The sequence below is a fragment of the Brevibacterium sp. CS2 genome (genome assembly GCF_005280295.1).
Taxonomy (GTDB): domain Bacteria; phylum Actinomycetota; class Actinomycetes; order Actinomycetales; family Brevibacteriaceae; genus Brevibacterium; species Brevibacterium pityocampae.
Genome location: NZ_CP040020.1, coordinates 2,584,081 through 2,610,238 on the forward strand (window position 1 = coordinate 2,584,081; position 26,158 = coordinate 2,610,238).

Consider the following 26,158-nt stretch of genomic DNA (forward strand, 5'->3'; position numbering starts at 1 on the left):
GTCATCATCCTCACACCCGCCGCACGGTGCGCCGGGAGCGGAGGGGTCACACGCTGAGCGCGGCCTCCGTGGGCGTGACCGGTTTGGGCAGCAGCGTCGAGCCCATGAGGTAGGCGTCGACCTCCGCGGCCGCCGCACGGCCCTCGGCGATCGCCCACACGATGAGCGACTGGCCGCGGCCGGCGTCGCCGGCGACGTAGACGCCGGGGACATCGGTCGAGTAGTCGCGGGCCCGGGCGAAGCTGCCGCGCTGGACGGCGAGCCCCCAATCGGCGAGCTGCGCGGTCTCCGGGCCGGTGAAGCCCAGCGCGATGAGCACGAGGTCGGCGGGGATCTCCTGCTCGGTGCCCGGCAGCGGGACGCGCCGGCCGTCGACGAACCCGGTCTCCGCCACCGACAGCGCGCGCAGCGCACCGGCGTCGTCGGCGAGGAACTCCACCGTGGAGGCGAGGAAGGTCCGCTCCCCGCCCTCCTCGTGGCTGGTGGAGACCTCGAACACGCGCGGCGTCGTGGGCCAGGGGCCGTCGGCGGGGCGCTCGACGGGCGGGCGCTTGCCGATCGCGAGCGTCGTCACCGAGTTCGCCTGCTGGCGCAGGGCGGTGCCGAGGCAGTCGGAGCCGGTGTCGCCGCCGCCGATGATGATGACGTCCTTGCCGGCGGCGTCGATGATCTCGACCTCGTCCCCGGCCTGCTGCCGGTTGACGGGCACGAGGTAGTCCATCGCGAACTCGACGCCGGGCAGGTCCCGGCCGGGCAGCGGGAGATCGCGCGGGGCGAGCGCACCGGTGCACACGACGATCGCGTCGAAGCGGTCGTGGAGGTCGTCCCAGGAGATGTCGACGCCGATCTCGACCCCGGTGCGGAACCGGGTGCCCTCGGCGCGCATCTGTGCGAGCCGGCGGTCGATGTGGTGCTTCTCGAGCTTGAAATCCGGGATGCCGTAGCGCAGCAGCCCGCCCACCCGGTCGTCGCGCTCGTACACGACGACGGTGTGGCCTGCCCGGGTGAGCTGCTGGGCGGCGGCGAGGCCGGCCGGCCCGGACCCGACGACGGCGACCCGGCGCCCGGAGATCCGCTCCGCGACGAAGGGCGTGATGAGTCCCTCCTCGAAGCCGCGGTCGACGATGGTGACCTCGATGTTCTTGATCGTCACCGCCGGCTGGTTGATGCCGAGCACGCAGGCGTTCTCGCACGGTGCGGGGCAGGCGCGGCCGGTGAACTCCGGGAAGTTGTTCGTGCTGTGGAGGAGGCCGACGGCGCGCTCGAGCTCGTCGCGCCACATCGCGTCGTTCCACTCCGGGATGTAGTTCCCCAGCGGGCACCCCTGGTGGCAGAAGGGGATGCCGCAGTCCATGCAGCGTCCGGCCTGCTCGATGAACGCCTGCCGGTCCATCGTCGTGTTGATCTCCCGGTAGTCCATGAGCCGCACCGGGACCGGTCGCTTGGGCGGGAGCTCGCGCTCGGTGACCTTGAGGAATCCGCGCGGATCAGCCATGAGTTGCCTCCAGAATCGTGGTCCAGGCCTCGTCGCCCTCCGGGTCGAGCCCCGACTCGGCGCACTGCGCCTGGATCTCGAGGACCGCCGCGTAGTCGGCGGGGACGATGCGGGTGAAGCGGGCGAGCATGTCCTCGCCGCGGTCGTGGGCGGCGAGCAGCTCGGATGCGAGCGGCGAGCCGGTGTGGTGGACGTGCGAGGCGAGGAGCTCGAGGAGCTCGGCGGAGTCCTCGGCCTCCACCCCGTCCAGCCGGAACCGGCCGGCGCGCACGTCGGCCCGATTCATCCGCGCGGCGTCGAAGTCGAGCAGATAGGCGGTGCCGCCGGACATCCCCGCGCCGAAGTTCCGGCCCACCGCGCCGAGGACCACCGCGGTGCCGCCGGTCATGTACTCCAGGCCGTGGTCGCCGATCCCCTCGACGACCGCGCGGGCCCCGGAGTTGCGGACGAGGAACCGCTCGCCGACCTGACCGGAAATGTACATCTCGCCGCTCGTCGCGCCGTAGCCGATGACGTTGCCGGCGATGACGTTGTCCTCCGGCCGGCCGGACACGCCGGGTGCGGTGCGCACTGCGATGCGCCCGCCGGACAGCCCCTTGCCGACGTAGTCGTTCGCGTCGCCGGAGAGGTGGATGCTCACCCCGGCGGGCAGGAACGCGCCGAGCGACTGGCCGGCGTTGCCGCTGAGGCGCACGGTGATCGTGTCGTCGGGGAGCTCGTCGGTGCCGAAGGTGCGCGTCACGGTGTGGCCGAGCAGCGTGCCGACGCTGCGGTCGATGTTGCACACCTCGGCGTCGATCTCCACCGCCTCCCGGTTCCGCAGGGCGGGTGCGGCGGCGCTGATGAGGCGCTGGTCGAAGTGCTCCTCGATGCGGTGGTTCTGCACCGTCGTCTGCTTGCGCACCGTCGCCGGCGAGCCGTCGACGAGGGTCGGCACGGTGAGGATCGGCGTGAGGTCGAGCCCCTGCGCCTTCCAGTGCCCGATCGCCTTGCGCATATCGATCCGCTCGACCTGCCCGATCGCCTCGTCGAGACTGCGGAAGCCGAGCTCGGCGAGGAGCTCACGGACCTCCTCGGCGATGAACTCGAAGAAGTTGACGACGAACTCCGGCTTCCCGGTGAACCGGCTGCGCAGCACCGGGTTCTGGGTCGCGACGCCGACGGGGCAGGTGTCCTTGTGGCACACGCGCATCATCACGCAGCCGGACACGACGAGCGGGGCCGTCGCGAAGCCGAACTCCTCGGCGCCGAGCAGCGCGGCGATGACGACGTCGCGGCCGGTCTTGAGCTGGCCGTCGACCTGGACGCTGATTCGCTCGCGGAGATCGTTGAGGAGCAGGGTCTGCTGCGCCTCGGCGAGGCCGAGCTCCCAGGGGGCGCCGGCGTGCTTGAGAGAGTTGAGCGGGCTCGCACCGGTGCCGCCGTCGTGGCCGGACACGAGCACGACGTCCGCGCTCGCCTTCGCCACGCCCGAGGCGACCGTGCCGATGCCCATCCCCGCGACGAGCTTGACGTGGATGCGGGCGGCCGGGTTGGCCCGCTTGAGGTCGTGGATGAGCTGGGCGAGGTCCTCGATCGAGTAGATGTCGTGGTGCGGCGGCGGGGAGATCAGGCCGACGCCCGGGGTCGCGTGGCGGGTGCGCGCCACCCAGGGGTAGACCTTCGACGGCGGGAGCTGCCCGCCCTCGCCGGGCTTCGCGCCCTGCGCCATCTTGATCTGGATGTCCTCGGCGTGGGTGAGGTAGAGGCTGGTGACGCCGAAGCGCCCGCTCGCCACCTGCTTGATCGCCGAGCGCCGCTCCGGGTCGAGGAGCCGGTCGACGTCCTCGCCGCCCTCTCCGGTGTTCGACTTGCCGCCGAGCCGGTTCATCGCGATCGCGAGCGTCTCGTGCGCCTCCTGCGACAGCGAGCCGTAGCTCATCGCCCCGGTCGAGAACCGGCGCACGATCGAGCTCACCGGCTCGACCTCCTCGAGCGGGATCGGGCCCGAGTCGAGCGGCCGCAGGTCGAACAGCCCGCGCAGCGTCATGAGCTCCTCGGCCTGGTCGTCGACGAGGCGGGTGTACTCCCGGAAGATGTCGTAGCGGCGGGTGCGGGTCGAGTGCTGGAGCTTGAACACCGTCTCCGGGTTGAAGAGGTGGGTGGGGCCCTCGCGGCGCCACTGGTACTCCCCGCCGATCTCGAGCCGGCGGTGCGGCAGCGGCGGGTGCTGGGCGGGGTAGGCCATGGTGTGGCGGGCATCGACCTCGGCGGCCACACCCTCGATGCTCAGGCCCTCGAGCCGGGACACCGTGCCGGTGAAGTAGCGGTCGACGAAGGCCTTGGACAGGCCGACGGCCTCGAAGGTCTGGGCGCCCTGGTAGGACTGCACCGTCGAGATGCCCATCTTCGACATGATCTTGAGCAGGCCCTTGTTGAGGGCGGTGAGGAGGTTCGCGACGGCCTGCTCCTCGGTCACCGAGGGGATCCGGCCCTCGCGGACGAGGAGCTCCGCGGTCTCCATCGCGAGGTAGGGGTTGACCGCGGAGGCGCCGTAGGCCATGAGGGTCGCGACGTGGTGGACCTCGCGGACGTCGCCGGCCTCGACGAGGAGCGACACCCGGGTGCGGGAGCGCTCACGGATGAGGTGGTGGTGGATCGCCGAGGTCAGGAGCAGCGAGGGGATCGGGGCGAGCTCGGCGGTGGAGTCGCGGTCGGACACGATGAGGTAGTGGACCCCGCGCGCGATCGCCTCGCTCGCCTCGGTGCACAGCTCCTCGATCCGACGGGCCATGCTCACTCCCCCGCCGGCCGGCGCGTAGAGCCCGCTGAGCACGTGGGACGAGGGCCGCTCCGCGCCGCCGCGGCGGCGCGGCTTGGTGAGGTGGACGAACTTCGCGAGCTCGTCGTTGTCGATCACCGGGTAGGGCAGGAGGACCTGCCGGGCGTGCTCGGGGCCGGCGGCGAGCAGGTTGTGCTCGCGGCCGAGCCCGGTCGCGAGGCTGGTGACGAGCTCCTCGCGGATCGCATCGAGCGGCGGGTTCGTCACCTGCGCGAAGCTCTGCACGAAGTAGTCGAAGAGCATCCGCGGGCGCTGCGCGAACGCGGCGATCGCGGTGTCGGAGCCCATCGCGCCGATCGGCTCCGCCCCGGTCTCCGCCATCGGCCCGATGAGGAACATGAGGTCCTCGTCGTTGTAGCCGAAGGTGCGCTGGCGGCGATCCACGGAGGACTGCGGGTGGACGATGTGCTCCCGGTCGGGCAGGTCGGCGAGCTCGGAGCTCTCCGTCTCGAGCCACTCCGCGTAGGGGTGCGCGGCGGCGAGCTCGTCCTTGATCTCCGCATCCGGCACGATCCGGCCGGCGGCGGTGTCGACGAGGAACATGCGGCCGGGCTTGAGGCGGCCGCGCTTGATGATCCGCTCGTCGGGCAGGTCGATGACGCCGACCTCGCTGGCGAGCACGACGGTGTCGTCGGTGACGACGTAGCGGGCGGGCCGCAGGCCGTTGCGGTCGAGGACGGCGCCGGCCACAGTCCCGTCGGTGAAGGACACGCAGGCGGGTCCGTCCCACGGCTCCATGAGGAGCGAGTGGTACTCGTAGAAGGCCCGACGCGCCGGGTCCATGGAGTCGTCGTTCTGCCACGCCTCGGGGATCATCATCATCACCGCGTGGGGCAGCGAGCGGCCGCCCATGACGAGGAGCTCGAGGACCTCGTCGAACGACGCGGAGTCGGAGGCGCCCTCGGTGACGACGGGGAAGAACCGGCTGAGGTCGCGGGTCGAGCCGTCGGACCACGGCGAGGCGAGGGTCTGGGCCGACATGTCGCTCTCCCGGGCGCGCATCCAGTTGCGGTTGCCGCGCACGGTGTTGATCTCGCCGTTGTGGGCGATCATCCGGAAGGGCTGCGCGAGCGGCCAGGACGGGAAGGTGTTCGTCGAGAACCGGGAGTGGACGAGCGCGATCCGGGACACGAACCGCTCGTCGTGCAGGTCGGGGTAGAACGCCTCGACCTGGGCGGTCGTGAGCATGCCCTTGTAGGTCAGCGTCTTCGAGGACAGCGAGGGGAAGTAGATCCCCTCGTGCTCGCTGCGCTTGCGGGTCGCGAAGCACCGCCGCTCGAGCTCCTCCTGGAGCGGACGGCCGTGGTCGTCGGTGGTCACCGGGATCTTCGGGTCGAGGGCGAGGAACACCTGGCTGAACTGCGGCATGACGGCCCGCGAGGCGCGTCCGACGATATCGGCGACGATGGGCACCTCGCGCCAGCCGAGCACCCGCAGGCCCTCCTCGGCGGCGAAGCCGGCGACGATCGCGCGGCCGCGCTCGGGGTCGGCGGGGTCGAGGAACGCGGTGCCGACGGCGTAGTCGCCGGGCTCCGGCAGGGAGAAGTCGAGGACGTCGCTCAGGAACCGGTGCGGGACCTGGACCGTGATGCCGGCCCCGTCGCCGGTGCCCTCGTCGCCGCCGACGGCGCCGCGGTGCTCCATGTTGCGCAGCGCGGTGAGGGCCTGCTGGACGACGAGGTGGTCGGCGTCCCCGCGGTAGCGGACGATCATCGCCAATCCGCACGAGTCGCGCTCGGCCCCGGGATCGTAGAGTCCCCGTGCGGCCGGGAGGGCGCTGTGGGGCAGGGCGGGCGCGGACATGCGGGATGGGCTCATGGCACCGTCCTTCTCAACTGCTGCGGACATGGTTTCTGCGGACGGCGCTGTCTGCATCGGTCAGCGGGCGGACCCCGAGGACCTGCGAGGGGTGACGCGGGTCACCGATCGCGGGTTTGCAGTGTACACGAACTGTCAGTCGGCGCGCGGCGGGCGTTCGGATCGTGTGCGCGACCCCACCTGCGGGACGATCGAGATCGCCGAGGTCACCGCACCGAAGAAGCCGAAGCTCCGCTTCGACATCGTCGAGCCGCGCGGATCCTCGGGGTCCTCGGGATCACGCGGAGCAGGGCCGGATGCCCTCCCGGGAGCGGCGTTCCCGGGGGCGGTGCCGGCGGCCGTGGGGCCGGCATGGCCGGCCGAGCCATGGTCGTCGTGGTCGCGGCCGTCGGTGTCGTCGTCCGATCCGGGCTGCGCCCGCCGGCCGGTGTAGACCCCGTCCTCGGGTGCCCGGTGGCGGATCCGGGAGAGCACGAACAGCGCCGCGCCGAGGGCGAAGACGAGGATCGACACCCAGACGTTGAGGCGGACGCCGAGGATGAGCTCGGCGGTGTCGATGCGCAGTGCCTCGATCCATACGCGGCCGGCGGTGTAGTAGCAGATGTAGAGGAAGAACACCTGGCCGTGGCCGAGCGCGAACCGGCGCCCGGCCCAGATCAGGAGGACGAACCCGACGAGGTTCCACAGGGACTCGTAGAGGAAGGTCGGGTGGAACAGGGTGTCGGCCGGCAGCGCGGCGTCGGGCCAGTTGGGGTTGGGCGCGCCGTCGATCTCGCGGTCGATCGCCAGCCCCCACGGCAGGGTGGTCGGGGCGCCGAACAGCTCCTGGTTGAACCAGTTGCCCCAGCGGCCGACGGCCTGGGCGAGGATGAGCCCGGGAGCCGCGGCGTCGAGGAACGCGGTGAAGCGGATGCCGTAGTGCCGGCAGACGAAGAAGACGGTGAGGACGCCGAGCGCGACCGCGCCCCAGATGCCGAGCCCGCCGTTCCAGATGTAGAGCGCGGCGACCGGATTCCCGTTCGGCCCGAAGTACGGGTCGGGGGTGGAGAACACGTGGTAGAGCCGGCCGCCGATGATGCCGGCGGGAATCGCCCACATGGCGATGTTCCACAGGTCGTCCTCGGACCCCCCGCGCGCCTGCCAGCGACGGTTCGTCACCCACAGCGCGAGCACGATGCCGAGCAGGATGCACAGCGCGTAGGCGTGGATGGTCAGCGGTCCCAGCGAGAACCCGCTCCACGAGGGCGAGGGGATCGCTGCGAGCACGTCGACGGCCGTTCCGGCGGTGCTCGGCTCAGCCACGGTCGCGCACCCCGGCGGCGAACTCCGCGGCCTGCCGCTCGAGTGCGGCGGTCCCGCCGGAGTCGAGCGCCTTGACGAGCGCGGAGCCGACGATGACCCCGTCGGCGTAGGCCGCGACCTCGGCGGCCTGCTCGCGCGTCGACACGCCGAGTCCCACGCACACGTGCTCGGCGCCGGCCGAGCGGGTGTCGGCGACGAGCTGGGCGGCCGCGGAGCCGACCTCGGCGCGGGTGCCGGTGACGCCCATCGTCGAGGCGGCGTAGACGAAGCCGCGCGAGCTGCCGGCGACGTAGGCGAGCCGCTCGGGCCTCGAGGACGGCGCGACGAGGAAGATCCGATCGAGCCCGTGGGCGTCGGAGGCCGCGATCCACTCCCCCGCCTCGTCCGGGACGAGGTCGGGGGTGACGATGCCGCTGCCGCCGGCCGCGGCGAGGTCGCGGGCGAACGCCTCGACCCCGTAGCGCTCGACGATGTTCCAGTACGTCATCGTCACCGCCGCTGCGCCGGCCTCGCGGACGGCCTCGATCGCGGTGAGGACGTCGCGGGTGCGCACCCCGCCGGCGAGCGCGGTGACGCCCGCGGCCTCGATGACCGGGCCGTCCATCCCGGGGTCGCTGTAGGGCATGCCGACCTCGACGATGTCGACGCCGCCGGCGACGAGGGCGCGCATCGCGTCGAGCGAGCCGGGCACGTCGGGATAGCCGACCGGCAGGTAGCCGATGAAGGCGGCGCGGTTCTCCGCCGCGCAGGCGCGGAGCACGGGTGCGGTGCTCATCAGTCCTCCTCGTTGTTCGCGTCGAAGTAGCCGAAGTACTTCCCCGCCGTGTCGACGTCCTTGTCGCCGCGGCCGGACAGGCACACGGCGATGACGGCATCGGGCCCGAGATCGCGGCCGAGCTGGAGCGCCCCGGCCAGAGCATGGGCGCTCTCGATCGCGGGGATGATGCCCTCGGTGCGGGCGAGCAGCCGGAAGGCCTCCATCGCCTCGGCGTCGGTGATCGCCCGGTACTCGCCCCGGCCGGAGTCGTGGAGCCAAGCGTGCTCGGGACCGACCCCGGGGTAGTCGAGGCCGGCGGAGATCGAATGGCTCTCGATCGTCTGTCCGTCGTCGTCCTGGAGCATCATCGAGCGGGCGCCGTGGAGCACGCCCTCGGTGCCCCGGGTGAGGGACGCGGCGTGGAGCTCTCCCCCGTCGCCGCCGGGCTCGCACCCGACGAGCCGGACCCCGGAGTCGGGGATGAAGGCGTGAAACATGCCCATCGCGTTGGACCCGCCGCCCACACAGGCGGTGACGGCGTCGGGCAGGCGGCCGACGAGCTCCTCGATCTGGGCGCGCGCCTCGAGCCCGATGATCCGCTGGAACTCGCGCACGAGCATGGGGAAGGGGTGCGGGCCGGCGACGGTGCCGAACACGTAGTGGGTGGTGTCGACGCTCGCGACCCAGTCGCGGAAGGTCGCGTTGATCGCGTCCTTGAGGGTGCGGGATCCGGCCTCGACGGCGATGACCTCGGCACCGAGGAGCCGCATCCGGGCGACGTTGAGGGCCTGCCGCTCGGTGTCCTGGGCGCCCATGTAGATCCGGCACTCGAGTCCCATGAGGGCGGCAGCGGTGGCGGTCGCGACGCCGTGCTGGCCGGCCCCGGTCTCCGCGATGAGACGGGTCTTGCCCATCCGCTGTGCGAGCAGCGCCTGCCCGAGGACGTTGTTGATCTTGTGGCTGCCGGTGTGGTTGAGGTCCTCGCGCTTGAGGAGGATCCGGGCACCACCGGCGTGCTCGGCGAAGCGCGGGGCCTCGGTGAGCAGGCTCGGGCGGCCGGTGTAGACGCGGTGGAGGCGGTGGAGCTCGGCGACGAACCCGGGGTCGACGGTCGCCTTGGCGAAGGCGTCGGTGATCTCGTCGAGGGCGCTGATGAGCGCTTCCGGGATGAAGCGGCCGCCGAACGTCCCGAAGTACGGGCCCTGGGGCAGTTCGGAGGCCGGTGATGAGAACAGCTCGTGGTCCATGAGGTCCTTCGGGATCGGATGCGGCGAGTGGAGCGGCGCGCGGGCGTGCCGGAGGCGGCGGGTGGGGCTCAGCGGTGGGCGGCGACTGCGGCGCGGCCCGCGGCGGTGAACTCCGCGACGGCCTCCTGCGGGCGGCCGCCGGTGACGAGCGCCTCGCCGACGAGCGCGAGGTCGGCCCCGGCGTCGGCGAAGGCGGTGACGTCCCCGGCGTCGGTGACGCCGGATTCGCCGACGAGCACCGCCGCGGGCGGGCAGTCGGCGGCGAGCGGGGCGAACCGCGCGAGGTCGACGGTGAGGTCCTTGAGGTTGCGCGTGTTGATGCCGATGAGCGGCGCCTCGAGGGCTGCCGCCGCGGCGACCTCGTCCGGGGTGTGCGCCTCGACGAGCACGGCCATACCGAGCTCGGTGGCGAGACCGTGGAGCTCGGCGAGCTGGGACTCGCTCAGCGCGGCGACGATGAGGAGGACGATGTCGGCGCCGTGGGCGCGGGCCTCGTGGACCTGGTACTCGGTGACGACGAAGTCCTTGCGCAGGAGCGGCACGTCGACCGCGGCGCGCACGGCATCGAGGTCGGCGAGGCTGCCGCCGAAGCGGCGCTCCTCGGTGAGCACGCTGATCGCGGCCGCGCCCCCGGCGGCGTACGCGGAGGCGAGGGCGGCCGGGTCCGCGATGTCGGACAGGGCGCCCTTCGAGGGCGAGGACCGCTTGACCTCGGCGATGATGCCGAAATCGCCGGGCGCCCGCGGGAGCAGCGGCCGCACCGGGGCGGCGGCCGCCGCCCGGGCGCGGATCTCGGCCAGAGGGACTGCGGACTCACGCGGCCCGAGGTCCTCGCGGACCCCGGCCACGATGGCGTCGAGCACGGTCACCGGTGGTGGCCCGACTTCTGCTTCCCGCCCTTGCCCGCGGCACGCAGCACGAGGCCGACGATGGGGCCGATGGCACAGACGATGATGCCGGCCCAGAAGACGGTCCAGTTGCCGGCGACGCTGCCGAAGGTGGCGATGATCGCGCCGGCGAAGATGATGAAGACGCCGGTCCAGCCGGCGACGGTGTTGCCGTGTCCGGGATCCTGGACCGCGGTGTAGTCGATGGACGACCGGTCGAGGTCTCCGGTGCCGTCGCGCGCGATGATCTCTGTCATGGTTCTCCTTCTCTGGGGCTGCGTGCCGTCATTGTCTCACGAGGGCGGGCCGGGTCGCGCCCCGACCCGCGATGCGGGATCCGCTCATACGTCCTCCCCGCGGGACAGCGCGTCCCAGGTGCGGGTGGGATCCGCGCCGGGCTCCCCGTCGTCGGCCGCGCTGCTGCGCTCGTAGCGGGCCGAGGCCTGCCAGCGGCCGCTCGCGCGCGTCACCCACGCCGCGACGGCGGCGACCGCGAGACCGAGCACGAGGCCGACGCCGGGCCACGCCGTGTGGGGCCGGTCGGCGAGCATCGTGGCGAGCGCGACACCGGAGTAGCCGAGCGCGGCGAGCACCGCGACGCCGCCGACCACCCAGCGCCCGACCCGTTCGAGGAGGCCGAAGAGGAGCGCGATGACGGCGATGATCGCGGCGCAGGAGACGAGCAGCGGGGAGTTCCCGGGCGCCTCGGCGGTCGCCTGGGCGACACCGGGTACCGGGGTGGTGGGGTCCGCGGCGGCGGTGATCCACGTGCGACCGGCGACGATCCACAGGGCGGCCGCGGACACGAGGAGGGCGAGGATGCCGCGCGCCTTCGTCACCGGGGTGCCCCCGCGGTCCGCTCCGGTTCCGTCCCGGGGGTGCGCAGGGTGTGGGCCGCGGCGGCGGCGCGGAGCACCGCGGCGGCCTTGTTCTGCGTCTCGATGTACTCGGTGTCGGGCACGGAGTCGGCGACGATCCCGGCGCCGGCGGACACACTGATCACCCCGGGGCGCATGATGCCGGTGCGGATCGCGATCGCGACGTCGAGGTCGCCCGTGAAGGACAGGTAGCCGACGACCCCGCCGTAGACGCCGCGCGCGGTCGGCTCGAGCCGATCGATGATCTCGAGCGCGCGCGGCTTGGGCGCTCCGGACAGGGTGCCGGCGGGGAAGGTCGCGGCGAGCACATCGACCCCGCTGCACCGCCGATCGAGGCTGCCGGTGACGGTCGACACGATGTGCATGATGTGGCTGTAGCGCTCGATCTCCATGAACTCGACGACGTCGACGCTGCCGGGTTCGCAGACCTTCGAGAGGTCGTTGCGGGCGAGGTCGACGAGCATGAGGTGCTCGGCGCGCTCCTTCTCGTCCGCGAGCAGGTCGCGGGCGAGCTCGTGGTCCTCCTCCGGCGTCGCCCCGCGCGGCCGGGAGCCGGCGATCGGATGGGTGACGACGTGTCCGGCCTTGACGGTGACGAGCGCCTCGGGCGAGGACCCGACGATGCTCAGCGGCCGCCCGTCGGGGGTCGGGACGTCGAGGAGGTACATGTAGGGGCTCGGGTTCGTGGTCCGCAGCATCCGGTAGACGTCGAGCGGGTCGGCATCGCAGGGCGAGTCGAAGCGCTGCCCGAGCACGACCTGGAAGATCTCCCCGTCGACGATCTCCTGCTTGGCGGTGAGCACGGACTCGAGGTACTCCTCGCGCGGGGTGCGCGGCTTGACCTCGGGCTCGAGCGGAGTGTGGACGGCGACGGTCGAGGGGGCCGGGGCGAGCAGGTCGTCGATCATCGCCGCGAGCCGGGCGCGCCCGGTGTCGTAGGCGGCATCGATGCCGGAGTCGCGGCCGTCGACGTTGACGACGTTCGCCACGAGGGTGACCCGGGAGGTCGAGTGGTCGAAGATCGCGACGTCGCCGGGGATCGACAGGCTGAGCTCGGGCACCGCGTCCTCCGGCAGCGGGCCGTGGCCGAGCCGCTCGAAGCGGCGCACGACGTCCCAGCCGAGGTAGCCGACGAGGGACGAGATCATCGGCGGCAGGTCGGGGTGCGGGACGTCGATGTGGAGCAGCTCGAGGGTGGCGCGCAGGGCGGTGAGCGGGTCGCCGCTCGTCGGGGCGCCGGCCGGCGGGGTGCCGAGCCAGGCGACCTCGCCGTCGACCTCGGTGAGGGTGGCGATCGGGTGGCGGCCGATGAAGGAGTAGCGGCTCCACACTCCGCTCGTCGCCGATTCGAGGAGGAACCCGCCGGGCCGACCGCCGGCGAGCCGGCGGTAGATGCTCAGCGGGGTCTCGGAGTCGGCGAGCACGGTCGTGTACAGGGGCACGAGGCGGTGGTCGGCGCCGAGGGCCCGGAACTCCTCACGCGTCGGGGTGACGGACATCGATCTCCCTCCCGGTGAAGCAGGTGGCGGTGTTCGTGTGGCAGGCAGGGCCGGTCTGGTCGACGGTGAGGAGCACGGTGTCGGCGTCGCAGTCGAGGGCGAGCCCGCGCACGTGCTGGACGTGCCCGGAGGTCTCCCCCTTGACCCAGTACTCGCCCCGCGAGCGCGACCAGTAGGTGGCCCGCCCGGTGGTCGCGGTGCGGCGCAGCGCCTCGGCATCCATCCAGGCGAGCATGAGGACCTCCCGGGTGGTGTGCTCCTGCACGACGACGGGCACCAGGCCGTCGGGGCTGAAGACGACGCCGGGCAGCGCGTCCTCGATGGTCGGCGGTGTCATCGGACCTCGATCCCCTCGGCGCGCAGAGCGTCCTTGACCTCACCGACGGTGAACTGCCCGAAGTGGAACACGCTCGCGGCGAGCACCGCGTCGGCCCCGGCGCGCACGGCCGGCGCGAAGTGCTCGACGGCACCGGCCCCGCCGGAGGCGATGAGCGGCACGTCGACGACGGCGCGGGCGGCGGAGATGAGCTCGAGGTCGAAGCCGGCCTTCGTGCCGTCGGCGTCCATGCTGTTGAGGAGGATCTCCCCGGCGCCGAGCTCCGCGGCGCGCCGCGTCCACTCGATCGCGTCGATCCCGGTGCCCCGGCGTCCGCCGTGGGTGGTGACCTCGAAGCCCGAGGGGGTGGGATCCGCCCCGGGCGGGACCCGGCGGGCGTCGAGGGACAGCACGAGCACCTGATTGCCGAACCGGTCGGCGATCTCGGCGAGGAGCTCGGGCCGGGCGACGGCTGCGGTGTTGACCCCGACCTTGTCGGCCCCGGCCCGCAGCAGGCGGTCGACGTCGGCGGTCGAGCGGACTCCCCCGCCGACGGTGAGCGGGATGAACACCTGTTCGGCGCAGCGGCCGACGACGTCGAGGGTCGTCTCCCGGTCGCCGCTCGAGGCGGTGACGTCGAGGAAGGTGAGCTCGTCGGCGCCCTCGGCGTCGTAGCGGTGGGCGAGCTCGACCGGGTCCCCGGCGTCGCGCAGCCCGGTGAAGTTCACCCCCTTGACCACGCGTCCGGCGTCCACATCGAGGCAGGGGATGACCCGTACCGACACTGCCATGGAGCTCCTCACAGTCCGAGGTTGCGGTAGCGCTCGATGCGGCGGTGCCAGCGGCGGTCCGCCGGCTGGCGCATGAGCGCGATGATCTCGTGTTCGAGGGTAGCCGACACGCGGGCGACGAACGCCTCCGGCTCCGCCGCGGCGTCGGGCTCCTCCACGATGATCCTGTCCGCGACGCCGTCGGCGAGCAGCCGTTCGGCCTGCACGCCCTGCGCCTGGGCCATCTCCGGGGCGTGCTCGGTGTCGCGGTGGACGATCGCCGAGGCACCCTCGGGCGGGAGCGGGGACAGCCAGCCGTTCTGCGCGGTGAGCACGCGGTCGGCCGGGACGAGCGCGAGCGCTCCTCCGCCGCTGCCCTCGCCCATGATCAGCGACACGGTGGGCGCCTCGAGGGTGATGAGATCGGCGAGCGAGCGGGCGATCTCGCCGGCCAGGCCGCCCTCCTCCGCCTGCTTCGACAGCGCCGCACCGGGGGTGTCGATGACGGTGACGAGGGGCACGCCGAGCTCGCGGGCGAGGGCCATGCCGCGGCGCGCCTCGCGCAGGGCGGCCGGGCCCATGGGCTCGTGGGAGCGCTGCCGGTAGCGGTCCTGCCCGAGCACGATGCACGGCGCGCTGCCGAACTTCGCGGTCGCGAGCAGCAGGCCGGGGTCCTTCTCCCCCTGGCCGGTGCCGTTGAGCGGCAGCACGTGGGTGGCGCCGTGGCGCAGCAGCTCGCGCACGCCGGGGCGCTCGGGGTTGCGGGAGGCCGCGATGATGTCCCAGGCCCGGGTGCCGGACGGAGCGGGGTCGGGCGCGGTCTCGGGGTCCGGCACGGGGGCGGGCACCTCGCGGCTGCCCATGAGGACGTCGAGCACCTTCGCGACGGTGTCGGCGATCCGCTCGGGACCGATCACGGCGTCGATGATGCCGAGCCGGTGGAGGTTCTCCCCGGTCTGCACGCCGGTGGGGAACTCGCGGCCGTAGAGCTGCTCGAACACGCGCGGGCCGAGGAAGCCGATGAGCGCGCCGGGTTCGGCGACGGTGAAGTGGCCGAGCGAGCCCCAGGAGGCGAACACGCCGCCGGTGGTGGGGTGGCGGAGGTAGACGAGGAAGGGCAGGCCGGACTGCTTGTGGGCCATGACGGCCGCGGTGATCTTGACCATGGAGAGGAAGGCGACCGTGCCCTCCTGCATCCGGGTGCCGCCGGAGGCGGGCCCGGCGAGCAGCGGCAGCCCCTCGGCGGTGGCCCGCTCGATCGCGGACACGAGCCGCTCGGCGGCGGCGACGCCGATCGAGCCGGCGAGGAACCGGAACTCGCAGGCGACGACGGCGACGCGGCGGCCGCGCACGAGTCCCTCACCGGTGATGACCGCCTCGTCGACGCCGGACTTCCGAGCCGCCCGGCCGAGCTCGGCGGCGTAGTCCGCGTCGATCCCGGCGGCCGGGGTGACAGGGGTGGTGTCCCAGCTCGTGTAGGTCCCGGGGTCGACGACGAGGTCGATGAGCCCGCGGGCGTCGAGTCGCTGTGCCATGGCCCTCAGCCCTCGAGCCAGGAGCGGATGACGGCGTCGTGCTCGCCGAGCAGCGGCGGCGCGAGGTGCTCGGTGACGGTGGTCTCCGTCTCCCCGGCGGCGTCGGCGTCGAAGAACCGGACCGGGGGCCCGGGCAGGTCCATCGGGCCGACGACGGGATGGTCGACGGTGATCTTGAGGCCCTGGGACAGCGCCTGCTCCCAGTCGTAGACCTCGGGCAGGGTGCGGACGATCCCGGCGGGGATGCCGGCGGCGGCGAGCTTCTCGAGCAGCGCCGCGGACTCGTAGGCGGCGAACACGTCCTCGATCGCGGCGGTGACGGCCGGCCGGTTCGTCACCCGCTCGGAGTTCGTCGCCATCCCCGGGGCGGCGGGGTCGAGGTCGAAGGCGGCGCAGAAGCGCTGCCACAGGCCCTCGTTGCCGACGGAGATCTGCACAGCACCCCCGTCGCAGTGGAACAGGCCGTAGGGCGAGAGCGAGGGGTGGTGGTTGCCGCCGGGGCGCGGGTCCTCGCCGGCGACGGTGGCGCGGGTGCCCTGGAAGGCGTGGACGCCGACCATGCCGGCGATGAGCGAGGTGCGCACGACCTTGCCGCGGCCGGTGCGTTCGCGCTCGAGGAGGGCGGCGAGGACGCCGTAGGCGCCGTAGATGCCGGCGAGCAGGTCCGCGATCGGGACGCCGACCTTCTGCATGTCGTCGGGTCCGGAGCCGGTGAGCGACATCAGGCCGGCCTCGCCCTGCGCGATCTGGTCGTAGCCGGCGCGCTGCGCCTCGGGCCCGTCGTGGCCGAAGCCCGTGATCGAGAGGATGACGAGGCGCGGGTTGATCTCGAGGCAGGTCGCGGTCGAGAAGCCGAGCCGGTCGAGCACGCCGCCGCGGAAGTTCTCGACGAGGACGTCGGCGCGGGCGATGAGGGCGCGCAGGGTGGCCTTCCCGTCCTCGCTCTTGAGGTCGAGCGCGATCGACTCCTTGTTGCGGTTGCAGGAGAAGAAGTAGGTGGCCTGCGGGTCGTCGGCGGGCCCCACGAAGGGCGGCCCCCAGGAGCGGGAGTCGTCGCCGGAGGCGGGGTTCTCGACCTTGATGACGCGGGCGCCGAGGTCGCCGAACAGCTGCCCTGCGTGGGGGCCGGCGAGCGCGCGGGACAGGTCGACGACCGTGTACCCGGACAGGGCGCCGGCGGTGCGGGGATTGGGCGTGGGTCGGGACATGGCTGCCTTCCGGTGGGAGGGTCCGCGCGCGGCCTCAGTTGTCGGGGCCGTCGGGGGTTCCGTACGTGTCCACGAGTCTACGCAATCGGCCCGCGGCGGCGAATCCGCGGGCGCCGTCGGCGGTCTGGATCGCCATCACCGCATACGTGGTGCCGTCGGCGAGGTCGAGCAGCGGCCACGGCTGTCCGCTCGTCGTCGAGTAGCTCACGCCGACGATCTCCGGCCAGGTGAAGGTCCGGGTGCGCACGATGTTGCGGACGGTGAGCGATGCGGGGGTCGCGATCGCGCGCACCGAGCCGAGGCGCCACAGGATCGCGGCGAAGAGGATGCCGAGGGCGATGAGCCAGATGTGGTCGACCGGCTTCCATGCGTCCCAGCCGATCGTGCCCAGCCCGTAGGACAGGGCGATGAAGGCGGCGAGGACCGCGACCGCGGCCACCAGTGTCAGGGGCCGCAGCACGTAGGGGCGGAAGACCTCACATCCGGCAGGCATCGATCGCGGTAACGAGGATCGCCCGTGCCCCGGCCGAGTACAGCCGGTCCATGATCTTGTGGGAGTCCTTCTTCTCGACCATCGAACGCACGGCCGACCATGCGGGGTCGTTGAGCTGGGAGACCGTGGGGCTCTCGTAGCCCGGGGTCACCGCGATCGCATCGGCGAGCAGCTCGGTGCGGATGTCGTAGTCGATGAGCACGTAGGAGCGGGCGACCATGACGGACTGCATGCGCCGGATGAAGACGTCCGCCCCCGGCTTGGTGACCTCGCCGCGGGCGATGAGCACGCCCTCGGACATGAGGATCGGCTCGCCGAAGGTCTCGAGGCCGGCCATCCGCAGGGTGGTGCCGGTCTCGACGACGTCGGCGATCGCATCGGCGACTCCGAGCTCGATCGACACCTCGACGGCGCCGTCGAGCTTGACGGTGGTCGCCTCGATGCCGCGGCGGGCGAGGTCCTGGTCGACGAGCACGGGGTAGCTCGTGGCGATGGTCTTCCCGGCGAGCTCGGCGGGGTCGGAGTAGGTGCCCTCCTCCGCCGCGTAGTGGAAGGCGGAGCGGCCGAAGCCGAGCTGCATGACCTCGTCGGCCTCCGCCTCGGACTCCAGCAGGAGGTCGCGCCCGGTGATCCCGATGTCGAGGATGCCGCGGCCGATGTAGGTCGCGATGTCACGGGGCCGCAGGTAGAAGAACTCGATGTCGTTGTCGATGTCGCGATGGACGAGGCGCTTGGAGTTGAGCCGCAGGGAGTAGCCGGCCTCCCGCAGCATCGTCGTGGCCGATTCCGACAGCGCGCCCTTGTTGGGCACTGCGACACGGAGCATGATGTCCTTTCGAGGATCCGGGATTCAGAGCTTGCGGTAGACGTCGTCGAGCGTGAGGCCGCGGGCGATCATCATGACCTGGAGGTGGTAGAGGGCCTGCGAGATCTCCTCGGCGAGCTCCTCGTCGGTCTGGTACTCGGCGGCCATCCACACCTCGGCGGCCTCCTCGACGACCTTCTTGCCGATCGCGTGGACCCCGGCGTCGAGCTCGGCGACGGTGGCGGATCCGGCCGGTCGGGCGGCGGCCTTGGCGGTGAGTTCGGCGAACAGCTCTTCGAAGGTCTTCACGGTGTCCCAGCCTAGTGCATGGGCGGGCGCGCGCCGGGGCCCGTCCGCACCTCGGGAACGTGACCTCGCTCGCTCAATCGGGGCGGCCGGTCACCGTCTGGGACTGTGCGATCGGCGAGGAGATCGTCTGCCGGGAGCGCTTCGCCCAGTCGATGATCCCGACGACCACCATGATGAGGAAGATGAAGTAGACGATGCCGGAGAAGGCCAGCCCGCCCATGATCGCCAGCGGGATGCCGACGAGGTCGACGGCGAGCCAGACGAACCAGAACTCGACGATCGCGCGGCCCTGGGCGTACATCGCGACGAGCGAGCCGACGAAGATGTAGGCGTCCGGGTAGGGGTTCCACGACCAGCCGCCGGCGGAGAGCACCGCGCCGAAGGCGACGGTGCCGACGAGCAGCGCGAGGACGAGGAGGATCCGCTCCTTCCACGTCGCCCAGCGGACCTGGATCTCACCGGTCTGCTCACGCGAGCGCTTCCACTGGCTCCAGCCCCAGATCGCGGCGACGATGATGACGACCTGGCGGGAGGCGTTGCCGCCGAGGCCGGCGGAGACGCTCGCGGAGAACAGGAGGATCGAGCCGAGGATCTGCACCGGCCAGGACAGGATGTTCCGGCGCAGCGCGAGGAACACCGTGGCGAGCGCACAGATGTTGCCGAGGAAGTCCGACCACGGGACGGGATTGCCCAGCAGCTCGAAGATCGGCGTGTTGAGCCAGGTGAAGATCTCCATGGAATCCCCCCTCGGGTCAGTGCGCGTGGGCGGCGGCGCGGGTGCGGAGCTCGTCGATGGCGGCGGCCGGGCTGTCCGCGCCGTAGACGGCCGAGCCGGCGACGAGCACGTTCGCGCCGGCGTCGACGACGCGGTCGACGGTCGCGGCGGACACTCCCCCGTCGACCTGGAGGAGGATGTCGAGGCCGGAGGCGCTGATCGCCTCGCGGGTGCGGCGGATCTTCGGCAGGCACACGTCGAGGAAGGACTGGCCGCCGAACCCGGGCTCGACGGTCATGATGAGGATCTGGTCGAACTCGCCGAGGAGGTCGACGTAGGGCTCGATCGGGGTCGCCGGCTTGAGGGCGAGGCTCGCCTTCGCGCCGAGGCGCCGGATCTCCCGGGCCAGCCGGACCGGGGCGGCGGCGGCCTCGGCGTGGAAGGTCACCGAGGCGCAGCCGAGCTCCGCGTAGACGGGTGCGTGGCGGTCGGCGTCGGTGATCATGAGGTGCGCGTCGAGCGGGATCGGGGACACGGCGCGGATCCGCTCGACCACCGGCGGGCCGAAGGTGAGGTTCGGCACGAAGTGGTTGTCCATGACGTCGACGTGGGCCATGTCGGCGTTCGCGATCGCGGCGAGCTCGCCGCGCAGGTCGGCGAAGTCGCAGGACAGGATGCTCGGATTGATGTGGATGGTCACGGGGGAATCCTACTTCTTCCGCATCAGGGCGAGGAACATGCCGTCGGTTCCGTGGACGTCGGGCCACAGCTGCGCGCAGCGGCCCCCGGCCACCGGTGCGGAGGCGAACTCCTCGGCCGGGCGGCCGGTGACCTCGGCGAGCACCTGGGCGGCGTCGAGCATCTCGACGGCGGAGGACTCCGCGGCGGCGAGCTCTTCGACGACGAGCAGGGTCTCGACGTGGTGGGGCGAGCAGGTGGTGTAGGCGATGACACCGCCGGGCATCGCGGCGCTGATCGCGGCGGCGAGGAGCTCGCGCTGGATGGGCCCGAGGGTGTTGACGTCCTTCGGGGTGCGGCGCCAGCGGGCCTCGGGCCGGCGGCGCAGCGCACCGAGGCCGGAGCAGGGCACGTCGACGAGGACGCGGGTGAACTGCTCGGCGTGGTCGGTGCCGAACTCGCGCCCGTCGGCGGCGAACACCTCGACGACCTCGGACAGTGCCCGGGTCGAGTCCTCGACGAGGTCGGCCCGGTGGTCGGAGGTGTCGACGGCGATGACACGATCACCGGTGCCCGCGGCGACCGCGCCGAGCACGGCGGTCTTGCCGCCGGGTCCGGCGCACAGGTCGAGCCACGCCCCGGCGGGCGCCTCGGGCCGGGTGAGTGCGAGGGCGACGAGCTGGGAGCCTTCGTCCTGCACCCGGGCGGTGCCCTCGCGCACCTCGGGCACGTCGAGCGGGGCGCCGTGGTCGAGGTGGACGCCGAGGGGCGAGAGCGGGGTCGGGGTGCCGACCCGGTCGGCGACGTCGGCGCGGTCGGCGAGGCCGGGCAGGACGCTCAGGCAGACCTTGGCCGGGGCGTTGTCGGCATCGAGCACCGCGCGCAGCTCACCGGCGTCGCGGCCGTGGGCGACGAGCGCCTGGCGCAGGGCGCGGATGATCCAGGCCGGGTGGGAGGTCTCGATCTCGAGCTCCCGGGTGGGATCGACGTCCGCGGTGACGGTGTCGAGCCATTCCTCGCGGGTGCGCTCGGAGATGCGCCGGAGGACGGCGTTGACGAATCCGCCGGCCCGGGCGTCGTGGTGGGCCTTGACGACGCCGACGGTCTCGGACACCGCGGCGTGGTCGGCGACGCGCATATTCAGCAGCTGGTGGGCGCCCATCCGCATCGCGGCGCGCACGGGCGGGTCGATGTCGGCGGCGGGGCGGCCCGCGGCGACGGTGATGATCGCGTCGTAGAGTCCGATGCCGCGCAGCGTGCCGTAGGTCAGCTCGGTGGCGAGGGCAGCGTCGGGGCCGGTGAGGCGGGTGCGGGCGAGCTTGCCGGGCAGCAGGAGGTTGGCGTAGGCATCCTCGAGCTCGACGTCGCGCAGCACCTCCCAGGCCAGGGTCCGCGGGAGGTCGGCGCGCGGCGGGCGCGGCTGACGGGGCCCCCGACGGTCGTGGTCGCGGGGCCCTGAGCCCCGGCGGTCGTGGTGGTGGGGGCCTGAGTCACGAGGGCCGGAGGTGCGGCGGTCGTGGCGCGGCCGATCATCGCCCTGCCTGTCACGGGGCTGCCGGTCGTCTCGCTGCCGGTCGCGGGGCTGACGGTCGTGGTGCTGCCGGTCGTGGTTCTTGGATTCGTCCGATGTCACGGGGTCTCCTCGAGGTCGAAGTCGATGTCGCCGTGGCCGCGATGGAAGTCGAGCGCGGACATGCGGGGCTTGCCGAAGGGCTGGATCCCGGTGACGGACACGGCGCCGTCGCCGGTGCCGATGACGACGGCGTCCCCGCGCCGGGTCAGCCGGCCGGGCGGGAGGTCAGCCGAGGGGCCTGCCGGAGCCCCCGGCCGAGGATCCGTCCGGGGATCTGTCGGAGGTTCGGTCTGAGGGTCCGTCGGAGAGCCCGTCTGGGGGTCCGTCGGAGGCGCAGTCCGGGGGTCCGTGGGGGCGGTGTGATCGGAGCTGCCGCTGCGGTGGACCCGGACGCCGAAGAGCTTGGTCCGCTTCCCATCGATGAGAGCCCAGGCGCCGGGCTGCGGGGTGACTCCGCGGGCGCGGGCGGACACCTCGGGCGCGGAGGCGCGGAAGTCGAGGCGCGCCTCGTCCGGGGTGATCTTGTCCGCGTGGGAGGACTCCCCCGCCTGCGGCCGGTAGTCCGCGGTGCCGGCGGCGACGGCGTCGAGCGCGGCGACGAGCACGGGTGCACCGCGCTCGGCGTAGTCGTCGAGGACAGCACCGGCGTCGGCCTCCGGGAGCTCGAAGGCGGCCTGGGCGACGACGTCTCCGGTGTCCATGCCGGTGTCGATCCGGAACACGGTGACACCGGAGCCGGTCTGCCGGGCCATGATCGCGCGCTGCACGGGTGCCGCACCCCGCCAGGCCGGGAGCAGGGAGAAGTGGAGGTTGAACCAGCCGTGGGCGGCCGCGGCGAGGGCGCGTGGGCCGGCGATCGCGCCGTAGGCGACCACGGCGACGGCGTCCGGGGCGAGGGATTCGATCTCGGTGAGGATGTCGCCGCGCAGCCGGTCGGCCTCGAGGACCGGGATCCCGGCGGCCTGCGCGCGGACCTTGACCGGGCTGGGGGTGAGAACGCGCTTGCGGCCGACAGGCGCATCGGGCCGAGTGAGCACGGCGACGACCTCGTGCTCGGAGGCGAGCAGCGCCTCGAGGGAGGGCACGGCGACGTGGGGGGTTCCGGCGAAGATCAGTCTCACGAGGATCCAGTCTACGGCGCGGGGCGTGCGCGCCGGTACGGCAGTGCGATCGAGGTGCACCGGGGTGGGTCCGCCCGGTCACGACTGCGTCATCCGACTCCGTGCGCCAGCGGGACGTCGACGATCTCGCGGTTCCGCGGCAGGGATCCCCGGAAGGTCATCGGCACCGCGTTCGCGCCCTCGATGTGCGTGCCGTCGATCGCCTGGATGTGCAGATGGGGTTCAGTGCTGTTGCCCGAGTTCCCGCACCGGCCGATGAGCTCGCCGGCGCGCACGTGCTGCCCCGTCCGGACAGCAGCACTCCCCAGCTGCAGATGGCAGAGAGCGACGACGATGCCCCCGCGTTCGATGAACACGTGGTTCCCCGCAAGTGCCGTCCACCCCGCCGCGACTCGACGTGGCTGGGTCAGCGCATAGCCGATCGACGGCAGGCCGCGGTGAGCCCGATGGTCGGGCTCCGCATCATGCACCGCGACCACAGCACCATCGGCAGGGGCGAGGATCGGCCGACCGAAACCCGGGAAGCGCTCCGGGGGCTCCGGTCGGACGAGCCCGCTGAACGTGATCGGAGCAGTGCGCGAATCCTCCCCGACCGGCACGAAATCGATCGCATGCGATGTGGCGAACCGATGGGTGCCATGGCTGGGAATCCTGTCGGCCGGGCTGTTCTGGACGAGCCAGCGGCCGGAGAACGGATAGTCGAGATCGATGCCGGATGACATACAGGACTCCCTTTCGTGCGCCGCGACCGCTCCACATGCGTCGATAGATCCACGTGAGCCAATCGGCGCACGCGCGTTGACAGAGCCACGTTCGTCGACTGATCTGCTTGCATCCACAGCGGCGATCGTCTGCGGGGCCTCGGGAGTCGCACTGGGACAAGCCCTCACTCGATTCTCTCACGTCGGAGCTCCGGTTCCAGGGGATCAGGCACTGGAAAGTGTCGTCGCCCGGTCCATCCCGGAAGAGCGGCGGTGATCCGAGGGCGCTGTCCCCAGAAGAGCACTGTCTTTGGAGGGGCGGTGGCTCTCACAAGGGCTGCGGGTCACTGATGGGCTGCGGGCCTCACATGGGCGGTGGCTCTCATAAGATCGGCGGGTCTCAGAAGGGCGGCGGGTCGTCGTCGGCGTGCCACCAGGGGTCGCTGCCACCGGCGGGAGGACCGGTCGATGCCTCGGTCGCACTCCCGGTGTCGGTATCGTTTGCGAGTCGCTCGACCGCCGGCGTTCTCATCACCGATCCCCCAGCGGACCGATCTGCACTGGCCGATCGTCCGGTGACTGACCCTCCGGAGACCGACACACCCAGGACAGTCGCTCCGGAACCGGTCTCCGCGTGCGCTGCGCCACTGTTCCTGCGGTCGGGCTGGCAGTCTGTCGCAACGCCGGTGTGCGCGAAGCGATCGCTCTTCCTGCTGTTCGCAGTTGTGCTGTCGACGGACGCGGCGGGTTGCGGCCGGGTGGAATCCGGCCGGGGGTCGGCCGACTCGGTGTCATCGATATCAGACTGGGGCGCCTTCTCCCAGCACTCCCAGGGATCGATGACGACAGAAGCACGAGAGCTGCGCGACGCGGTGCCGTCCGGTTCGCGGTCCGGCGGGCCGTCATCAGGGTCACGCGGGGGTCCGCCATCGGGACGATCCGGTGGGTCGTCATCGGGGTCGTCCGGTGTTCCGGTGCTCGGGCCGTCGGGTGGCCTCTCTTGGGATGTGCTCCGTGGCGGGTCGGGGTCGTCGGAGTCGGTCAGGCCGAGGAGGCGGCGGGTGAGGCGCGCAGCCTCGCGATCGGCGGGCCTGTCGGCCGGTGTGGTGGTGTGGGTGATGCCGTGGGCGAATTGCCAGCAGATGAGTCCGTCGGTGGTGCGGTGCAGGCGCAGGGTCCGCTCGGTCTTCATCTGGTGGTGCTGCTTGCACAGGGGGTGGAGGTTGTCGAAGTCCGTCCGCCCGCCACGAGCAGGAGCGGCGTGGTCGAAGGGGGTGATGTGGTCGGCTTCGCTGGTCTCGGCTCGCCGCGTGCAGCCCGGGGCGGTGCACCAGGCCCAGGTCTGGTTCAGCGTGGTGCGCATTCCGGCCGGCAGCGTGTAGGACTGTGCGATCTCGGGGCAGATGGCGCCGGTGGTGGGGTCGGTGAGGATGCGGGTGAATTTCTCCGACCCGGCGGCGAGTCTGCGGGCGAGGTCGGCGGGGATGGGGGTGCCGTCGGACCAGGTGCCGGGCAGTGTGGCGTGTCCGGTGAGGGTGAGGAAGGGAACGGTGATGACGACGGTGGCCTGTCTGCGCAGCCAGTCCTGATTCGACGGACACGTCACCGTGACATGTTGCCGCACGCGCCCGTCCGGGCCTGCTTCACCTGCATCGGTATCACCGGTGGAGGGGAAGAGTCCTGGATTCGGATCTGCGGTACTCCCCTCAGCAGTGAACGCGCCTGCGTCCTGACTACTGCCGCCGTCACCGCCGCCGCCCTCCTCGGAGGCGGTGGTGGTGGTGTTGGGGGTGGTGATCTCGATGTCGGTGCTCGGGGCGGTGGCGGTGAGGAGGTCGAACATCAGCTGCGGGATGGTGCGATCGTCCTCAATCTGCGCCCCGGCCGGCAGCTGCTCACCGAACGTCGAGGCGTGGGCGGCCCGGATCGCGCGGGCGGTGGCCTCGAGGCGGCGGTGCAGGGCGTGCAGGGGCTCGAGGGGACCGGTGAGGAGTAGACGTCCTTCCCGGGCATCGCTGCGCCAGAAATCGACCCGCCGGTTCTCCCGCACCTGTTCTTCCTGTTCCTCGTCATCGGTGAGCATCCGGATGAGCTCGGTGACCGCCCGGCAATAGGCTTCCCACGACAGATCGGGACGCAGTGCGGTGATCCCCGCATCGAGCGCTGCGAGTTTCTCATGCCCGAGTCGGTGAGCGCGGCGGGCGGCGTACTGCAGGCGCTCGTAGCGCAGGATTCCGGTGGTGGCGCGGTCGTGGCAGGCCCGCAGGCTGAACGTCGCGATGAGTGCTTCGCGGGCGGCGGTGTAGGCGCGTGTGATGGTGGTGTCGAGGACCGCGGCGAGACAGGTGAGGTGTTCGCCGGTGACGCGTTCGAGCACCCAGTGGGCGAGCGACCCATCGGCAGGCAGGCCGTAGCGGTCCCGCCCGCACCCCGGGCAGCCGGCGGCAGAGCTGGCAGTGCCGGTGGGCGCGGAACAGGGCACGGATTCTGCGATGCCGGTTGCAGAGTCCGCGGCGGCGGGAGAATCGGGAGACGAAACCACGGGCCCGGCCGTTCCCGCGCAGGTGGTGCAGTCGGGGGCGGGGGTGAGGTCGAGGCATTCCTCGACGATGGTCTCGGCGATGAGCTGCATCCGGGCGAGCATCACCCGATCATGGGCGGCCACCGAGTCCCGCAGCCGCAGGAGAGCAGGCCGCTCACTGAAGGGGTGACCGGCAGGGTCGCGGGGATCGGAGTCGCCGGGGTCGGTGCTGTCGGGGTGGACGGTGGGTGCGGTCATCGGAGGTCACCTCCCTCGGGGACGGGTGTCGGGAATCGATCGGGGAACGGGTACGGAACAGTGGATACTGGGGTTTGGTCGGGTGTGCTGTGCGAGTGGTTCCAGGCTATCGGGACCCACGGACACAGAATGGGCTGAAAGCGTCGAAAAGCCGTGTTATCCACAGGGTGTTCGATATTAATCTGAATATTCTTTCGCCAGCATCATCGATTGTGGAAACCCATTCCACTCTGCGCAGGGACGCCGCTAGAAATGAAGGGTCAGATTGCGAGGCGAGCAATCCGACAGCCACAGATGGACCCTGCCGGATCCGACCGCACGGATCGGCTCCATGACACAGCCCCGGACGACTCCCCCGATACGAGGACAGCTCTGCCCGGTTCACGGCGCCCCCGGCACCACGACAGCCCGACCCAGCGCGCGAGCCCCATGACTGGAGATATCCAGAGAA

The 26,158-nt window shown here is 72.0% G+C and carries 22 protein-coding genes; all 22 read right to left on the reverse strand.

Going from position 1 to position 26,158, the window contains the following annotated elements:
• Positions 1 to 46: 46 nt before the first annotated feature.
• The 22 genes from FDF13_RS11655 to FDF13_RS11760 all read right to left on the reverse strand — a co-directional run bounded on the left by FDF13_RS11655 (position 47) and on the right by FDF13_RS11760 (position 25,707).
• Positions 47 to 1,495: a glutamate synthase subunit beta gene (locus FDF13_RS11655; protein WP_137319787.1), complete on the reverse strand. Its 1,449-nt coding sequence runs from the start codon at positions 1,493 to 1,495 to the stop codon at positions 47 to 49.
• Complete coding sequence (gene gltB / locus FDF13_RS11660; RefSeq protein WP_254668789.1) at positions 1,488 to 6,134, reverse strand: glutamate synthase large subunit; 4,647 nt, start codon at positions 6,132 to 6,134, stop codon at positions 1,488 to 1,490. Before gltB ends, FDF13_RS11655 begins: the two co-directional genes overlap by 8 nt.
• 135 nt (positions 6,135 to 6,269) lie before the next feature.
• Entirely contained in the window at positions 6,270 to 7,436 is a 1,167-nt protein-coding gene (gene lgt / locus FDF13_RS11665) for a prolipoprotein diacylglyceryl transferase (protein WP_137319788.1), read from the reverse strand.
• Positions 7,429 to 8,211 (reverse strand): tryptophan synthase subunit alpha, encoded by a 783-nt coding sequence (trpA, locus tag FDF13_RS11670; RefSeq protein WP_137319789.1) that lies wholly within the window; start codon positions 8,209 to 8,211, stop codon positions 7,429 to 7,431. The genes lgt and trpA overlap by 8 nt, the downstream gene beginning before the upstream one ends.
• The gene (trpB, locus tag FDF13_RS11675) at positions 8,211 to 9,440 is read right to left on the reverse strand and encodes a tryptophan synthase subunit beta (RefSeq protein WP_137319790.1); all 1,230 of its coding nucleotides are present in this window, start codon (positions 9,438 to 9,440) and stop codon (positions 8,211 to 8,213) included. Before trpB ends, trpA begins: the two co-directional genes overlap by 1 nt.
• A gap of 68 nt (positions 9,441 to 9,508) precedes the next feature.
• On the reverse strand, positions 9,509 to 10,309 hold the full coding sequence (gene trpC / locus FDF13_RS11680; protein ID WP_137319791.1) for an indole-3-glycerol phosphate synthase TrpC: 801 nt from the start codon (positions 10,307 to 10,309) through the stop codon (positions 9,509 to 9,511).
• Positions 10,306 to 10,584, reverse strand: coding sequence for an HGxxPAAW family protein (locus FDF13_RS11685; protein WP_137319792.1), 279 nt, complete (start codon positions 10,582 to 10,584; stop codon positions 10,306 to 10,308). The genes trpC and FDF13_RS11685 overlap by 4 nt, the downstream gene beginning before the upstream one ends.
• 84 nt (positions 10,585 to 10,668) lie before the next feature.
• Positions 10,669 to 11,166, reverse strand: a complete 498-nt coding sequence (locus tag FDF13_RS11690; RefSeq protein WP_137319793.1) for a Trp biosynthesis-associated membrane protein — start codon at positions 11,164 to 11,166, stop codon at positions 10,669 to 10,671.
• Positions 11,163 to 12,704, reverse strand: a complete 1,542-nt coding sequence (locus tag FDF13_RS11695) for an anthranilate synthase component I (protein WP_137319794.1) — start codon at positions 12,702 to 12,704, stop codon at positions 11,163 to 11,165. Before FDF13_RS11695 ends, FDF13_RS11690 begins: the two co-directional genes overlap by 4 nt.
• Positions 12,682 to 13,041, reverse strand: a complete 360-nt coding sequence (gene hisI, locus FDF13_RS11700) for a phosphoribosyl-AMP cyclohydrolase (protein ID WP_137319795.1) — start codon at positions 13,039 to 13,041, stop codon at positions 12,682 to 12,684. Before hisI ends, FDF13_RS11695 begins: the two co-directional genes overlap by 23 nt.
• Positions 13,038 to 13,811, reverse strand: a complete 774-nt coding sequence (hisF, locus tag FDF13_RS11705; RefSeq protein ID WP_137319796.1) for an imidazole glycerol phosphate synthase subunit HisF — start codon at positions 13,809 to 13,811, stop codon at positions 13,038 to 13,040. Before hisF ends, hisI begins: the two co-directional genes overlap by 4 nt.
• 8 nt (positions 13,812 to 13,819) lie before the next feature.
• Positions 13,820 to 15,325 (reverse strand): carboxyl transferase domain-containing protein, encoded by a 1,506-nt coding sequence (locus tag FDF13_RS11710; protein WP_137319797.1) that lies wholly within the window; start codon positions 15,323 to 15,325, stop codon positions 13,820 to 13,822.
• 5 nt (positions 15,326 to 15,330) lie between these two features.
• Positions 15,331 to 16,533 carry a CaiB/BaiF CoA-transferase family protein gene (locus FDF13_RS11715; RefSeq protein ID WP_137319798.1) on the reverse strand — a complete coding sequence of 401 codons (1,203 nt, stop codon included), beginning with the start codon at positions 16,531 to 16,533 and terminating at the stop codon, positions 15,331 to 15,333.
• A gap of 34 nt (positions 16,534 to 16,567) precedes the next feature.
• Positions 16,568 to 17,026 (reverse strand): PH domain-containing protein, encoded by a 459-nt coding sequence (locus FDF13_RS11720; protein WP_137319799.1) that lies wholly within the window; start codon positions 17,024 to 17,026, stop codon positions 16,568 to 16,570.
• The gene (gene hisG / locus FDF13_RS11725) at positions 17,010 to 17,852 is read right to left on the reverse strand and encodes an ATP phosphoribosyltransferase (RefSeq protein WP_137319800.1); all 843 of its coding nucleotides are present in this window, start codon (positions 17,850 to 17,852) and stop codon (positions 17,010 to 17,012) included. Before hisG ends, FDF13_RS11720 begins: the two co-directional genes overlap by 17 nt.
• Before the next feature lie 24 nt (positions 17,853 to 17,876).
• Positions 17,877 to 18,140: a phosphoribosyl-ATP diphosphatase gene (locus tag FDF13_RS11730; RefSeq protein ID WP_137319801.1), complete on the reverse strand. Its 264-nt coding sequence runs from the start codon at positions 18,138 to 18,140 to the stop codon at positions 17,877 to 17,879.
• Between the two features lie 73 nt (positions 18,141 to 18,213).
• Positions 18,214 to 18,876 carry a nicotinamide mononucleotide transporter family protein gene (locus tag FDF13_RS11735; RefSeq protein ID WP_137319802.1) on the reverse strand — a complete coding sequence of 221 codons (663 nt, stop codon included), beginning with the start codon at positions 18,874 to 18,876 and terminating at the stop codon, positions 18,214 to 18,216.
• A gap of 16 nt (positions 18,877 to 18,892) precedes the next feature.
• Complete coding sequence (gene rpe / locus FDF13_RS11740; RefSeq protein ID WP_137319803.1) at positions 18,893 to 19,555, reverse strand: ribulose-phosphate 3-epimerase; 663 nt, start codon at positions 19,553 to 19,555, stop codon at positions 18,893 to 18,895.
• A 9-nt stretch (positions 19,556 to 19,564) separates the two neighbouring features.
• The gene (locus FDF13_RS11745) at positions 19,565 to 21,166 is read right to left on the reverse strand and encodes an RsmB/NOP family class I SAM-dependent RNA methyltransferase (protein ID WP_137319804.1); all 1,602 of its coding nucleotides are present in this window, start codon (positions 21,164 to 21,166) and stop codon (positions 19,565 to 19,567) included.
• Complete coding sequence (locus FDF13_RS11750) at positions 21,163 to 22,227, reverse strand: methionyl-tRNA formyltransferase (RefSeq protein WP_137319805.1); 1,065 nt, start codon at positions 22,225 to 22,227, stop codon at positions 21,163 to 21,165. The genes FDF13_RS11745 and FDF13_RS11750 overlap by 4 nt, the downstream gene beginning before the upstream one ends.
• An 89-nt stretch (positions 22,228 to 22,316) precedes the next feature.
• A complete protein-coding gene (locus FDF13_RS11755) occupies positions 22,317 to 23,066 on the reverse strand; it encodes a M23 family metallopeptidase (RefSeq protein WP_360316476.1) in 750 nt (249 codons plus the stop codon).
• A gap of 262 nt (positions 23,067 to 23,328) precedes the next feature.
• Positions 23,329 to 25,707, reverse strand: coding sequence for an HNH endonuclease signature motif containing protein (locus FDF13_RS11760; RefSeq protein ID WP_137319806.1), 2,379 nt, complete (start codon positions 25,705 to 25,707; stop codon positions 23,329 to 23,331).
• Positions 25,708 to 26,158 lie beyond the last annotated feature (451 nt).